Raw genomic sequence first — 1,773 nt, 5'->3', positions numbered from 1 at the left:
GATCTCCTGGCGAGGGCGGTTTAGCGACTCACCCGGGTCGGGCAGCGCGCGCTTGCCTCATGGTCGGAGCTGCGGGACTCGAACCCGCACGGCCATGGGCCACGTGCTCCTGGGGCACGCGCGCCTGCCGGTTCCGCCACGCTCCGTATGAATGTGCTCGATGTGTGGTATAAGTTCGTTGATGACATTGCAACCCAGGCTAGGAGTCGGGGTGACGGATGTCATTTTTTATGGGTCTAAGACCTCTACCGTGTCGAACGTCCCGTCGTCGGGTTGGATTACCAGTCAGAACGACACTGCTCCAAAACCTGGTTCATCTTGTTGGCGTCCCTCGCGATGCCCATGGCGATGGGTCGGCGGTACTCGCGCTGCGTGGTATTCTTCTCCATGATGGCTTCTCTCTCTTGGTGGTTCCGTCAGTTCGGCCCCGTGGCAGCGGGGTCGTTTTTGTTGCTATCGCTTGCTGCGGAGGTGCTCTATGAGTGCCGTTACCAGGACGGCAACGACGCAGGTTATCAATGTGTTCATGTCCCCTCCTTGTGCTAGGATGCTTGCAAGGGTGCGGGGCCTGTGCGGGCGCCCCGCTTTCGGATTACCTCGGATGCTTGGGCTTGGTCGGCTGGCGTCTGAGGTTTTCCCTTATCCGCGCTATCAGTGCCTTTAGCAGGTCGTATGCGACCGCTGCCATCAGCCCCTGTTGGATTACCAGTCAGAACGACACTGCTCCAAAACGCTTGCGGCATCGATGTAGCGCATCACCTTGTAGCAGACCACGTCGAGGTCGTCATGCGCCATGGGCTCCTCCTACTCAATCGAGGCCAGTTCGAAGAGAATCGAGCGGCACACCTCACCACGCTCGTTGAGCGCATCACACTCGATGTTCGCGAAAAGCTCTCGTTCGACCGCATCCTCCGCATCCGAGAGCTGCGCCTCCGTGTACGCCGACAGGTCAGCGGGGAACCCGAGTTCGCCAAGGACGTCAATCTGCGTCTTTTCGAGGGCCATACTTCCTCCTCCTGCTGTCCGTCGGGTATGTCGTGATTATATTCCCGGTGTCCGGGTTCCGTACGACCGTCACTTCGCTGCCGATGATCTTCTGTGCGGGCCTGCCATCCTTGCCAGGGGCCACCGGGAAGACTTTCAGAAGGCTCGCCAGGGCATCGGTTGGATTACCAGTCAGAACGACACTGCTCCAAAACTTCATGGGCTTTCCTCCTCTCAAAAACATAACGTTCGTTAGGACGATTCCGATAGTAGCCTTACGTACGTTAGGTTTCAAGTAAGAATTTACTCTTTTCCTAATTTTTGTTAGGATTCACGTAATAAAGAACGGAGGTCCAAATGGATATAGGAAGGGCCATTCGTGAGATAGCGACCGAGAGGGGCATGAAGCAGGCAGACATTTGCCGCCTGACTGGCATGAGCGACGCGCACATGAGCCAGATTTGGAACAGCAAGAAGTACAACCCGTCGGCAAGCGCCCTATTCAGAATCTCGGTCGCCCTTGGCGTCGATGCCAACACGGTCATGTCTTTGGCCGAGCGGTATCAACACCCAAAGGACAAGCCACAGCAATCACCACCTAAGTAATGACCGACGCGCTCCGGACGCTGGCTGGCGCCGGTACAGAACACTAGTTCGTAGGTGGGACACAAGGACGGGAGATGGAGATGGGCGACGAGGAGAGGCTCGCGGAACTCAACGAGAAGCTGAACGAGGCAAGCAGGGCCGTCCAGGAAGCCAGGGCGTCCGAGTGGTTCGGGCGCGCGAGCC

The 1,773-nt window shown here is 57.8% G+C and carries 3 protein-coding genes and 1 tRNA gene; 1 reads left to right on the top strand and 3 read right to left on the bottom strand.

The window, feature by feature from the left end:
* Positions 1 to 60: 60 nt before the first annotated feature.
* The 3 genes from BQ7388_RS09950 to BQ7388_RS12140 all read right to left on the bottom strand — a co-directional run bounded on the left by BQ7388_RS09950 (position 61) and on the right by BQ7388_RS12140 (position 1,204).
* Positions 61 to 146: transfer RNA gene (locus BQ7388_RS09950), tRNA-Leu, on the bottom strand.
* A gap of 658 nt (positions 147 to 804) precedes the next feature.
* Positions 805 to 1,005, bottom strand: coding sequence for a hypothetical protein (locus BQ7388_RS09945; protein ID WP_072500131.1), 201 nt, complete (start codon positions 1,003 to 1,005; stop codon positions 805 to 807).
* Entirely contained in the window at positions 980 to 1,204 is a 225-nt protein-coding gene (locus BQ7388_RS12140; RefSeq protein WP_129583186.1) for a hypothetical protein, read from the bottom strand. The genes BQ7388_RS09945 and BQ7388_RS12140 overlap by 26 nt, the downstream gene beginning before the upstream one ends.
* A gap of 137 nt (positions 1,205 to 1,341) precedes the next feature.
* On the opposite strand from BQ7388_RS12140, the gene BQ7388_RS09940 reads away from it, so the two are divergent.
* Entirely contained in the window at positions 1,342 to 1,590 is a 249-nt protein-coding gene (locus tag BQ7388_RS09940) for a helix-turn-helix domain-containing protein (RefSeq protein WP_072500132.1), read from the top strand.
* The last annotated feature ends 183 nt before the right edge of the window (positions 1,591 to 1,773 follow it).

The organism is Olsenella phocaeensis (genome assembly GCF_900120385.1).
Classification (GTDB): domain Bacteria; phylum Actinomycetota; class Coriobacteriia; order Coriobacteriales; family Atopobiaceae; genus Olsenella_I; species Olsenella_I phocaeensis.
This window is presented reverse-complemented; position numbering and strand designations above follow the sequence as displayed.